Origin of the sequence: Paeniroseomonas aquatica (assembly GCF_030409335.1) — a bacterium.
GTDB classification, from domain to species: domain Bacteria; phylum Pseudomonadota; class Alphaproteobacteria; order Acetobacterales; family Acetobacteraceae; genus Belnapia; species Belnapia aquatica.
Genome location: NZ_JAUFPN010000044.1, coordinates 1 through 1,970, shown reverse-complemented (window position 1 = coordinate 1,970; position 1,970 = coordinate 1). Strand labels below are relative to the sequence as shown.

General features: G+C 64.0%; 1 protein-coding gene. It reads left to right on the top strand.

The window, feature by feature from the left end:
• Positions 1 to 223 precede the first annotated feature (223 nt).
• The gene (locus QWZ14_RS05675) at positions 224 to 1,120 is read left to right on the top strand and encodes a Bug family tripartite tricarboxylate transporter substrate binding protein (protein WP_290315660.1); all 897 of its coding nucleotides are present in this window, start codon (positions 224 to 226) and stop codon (positions 1,118 to 1,120) included.
• The last annotated feature ends 850 nt before the right edge of the window (positions 1,121 to 1,970 follow it).

Sequence of the window (1,970 nt, the reverse complement as noted above, 5' to 3'; positions counted from 1 at the left end):
TGTCCACACCCCACCCAAGCGGGGCATGGTCGATCCACCAGGGGCGCACTCCACTCCTGGGTCAGATCTCAGTGCAAATCAACACAATGTACCATGCAGGGAGAAATCGGCATCCACCATGGAGACATCTCAGCTGGCATCCGGCATGATCCCTCTTAATAAGACTGTTAAGGGATGAAGTACCGTGCTCCGAACTACAGGTGTAATTGGACTGTTATGCGCCATGCTCGCGGTTCTGCCGGCCCGAGCGCAGAATGCTGTCAGCATGATTATCGGTTACCCGCCAGGAGGCGCAACGGACCTGATGGCTCGCATTATGCAGCCAGAGTTGGCGACCGCGCTCGGCAGCCAGGTCGTGATCAAAAACTCCGCTGGGGCAAACGGTACAGTCGGTGCACTTGAACTCACCCGCGCACGGCCCGATGGCATGACGATCCTGCTTGCGCCAGGAGGCTCGATCGTATTGACGCCCCACACCCGCGGTGCGCCCTTTCAGCAGTCCGACTTCCTGCCAATCTGCCAGGTGACCGCAGCTTTGGTGGTCATGATGACATCGCAAGATTCAGGCTTGCGCAGCTTGCGTGATGTTGTTGCCCGTGCACGAGAGACGCCTGGCGCCCTGCCTTACGCGAGCACTGGTCCTGGCGGGACGCCACATATCAGCATGATCGCTTTGGAGCGTCTTGCCGGGATCGAGATGAATCATATTCCGTTCCGTGGATCGGGCGAAGTTATGCAGGCCATGGCATCAAAGCAGGTCCCGCTCTTTACCGATCAGGGGAACCTAGTCCGACAGTACAACCTGCATCCGATCGCAGTCTTCAGTGAGGCCAGGACGCAGGAATTTCCCGATACACCGACGATGCGCGAGCTTGGCCACGACCTGGTCTTCACCATCTGGTCCGGTCTTTATGCCCCCGCAGGCACGCCGGTTGCACTTCTTGATCGGATTGAAACCGCTTGCCAACGCATGATGGCTGCGCCTGCTGTCGTGGAGGGCCTCCGTCGGATGGACATGCCGATCCAGTTCCGCTCTCGCGCCGAGTTTGGCGCCTATCACGCTGCGGAATATGCCCGCTTCGGCAAGTTGGTGCAGGACTTCAACTTGAGGGTAAACTGACTGCCAAAGGGCTTTTGGTTCGACTTGGCGAGACCGCCCAAAGTCGGCCGGGATCTCAATACTGTCGGTCCCGGCGATGGGCCTTTTCTTTGCGATGCCGCAGGCACCGACCAGGGGTGCCTGCCGCCGTACAGGCAGCGCGATAGGTCGCGGTCCTGCAGATCCCTGCGCGGCGGACTTCTGCAGAAGATCGAGCCAAAGCGATGCGCGTAAGCCCCTCGACAGGGAATTCTCGCTGAATCATTCTCCTGCCGAACACCTTGTCACGAGGAGCCGAGCCTGATCCCACGATCCCTGCGCAGCCACCAGTCCGAGCTTCTGGGCGTGGTCCGTGCCATCGCCGCCGGCGNAGCGGATCTGCTGGGTGGTGCCGCGCGACAGCCTGCGGCTGCAGGCCGAGGAGGTCTTCGCCGACCCGGCATGGCGGCAGGCCTTGGGGCATGACCTGTCGGTCCGCGCCGCCGACAATGCCCCGGGCGACCCCTGCCGCGGGCTGGCCGGCTACGTGACGACCTATCAGGGGATCGCCGCCGCACCGGACCTGCACCTTGCCGCCTTCCGCCGGCACCGTTACCTGCTGGTGGTCGACGAGGTGCACCACCTGCCGGGGCTGAACGAGGCCGATGCCGCCGGCGGCCGGGACAATGCCCAGGATGCCGCCGCGGCCTGGTCGGCGCCGATCGAGCCGCTGCTGGCGCTGTCCGCGGTGCGGCTGCTGCTCTCCGGCACCCTGGAGCGGGCGGATGGACGCCGGATCCTCTGGCTGCCCTACCGCCGCGGGACGGGCGGCCGGCAGGAGGTCGACCTGGCGGCGCCGGGCTGGGCGGTGGTCGGCTACAGCCGGGCCCGG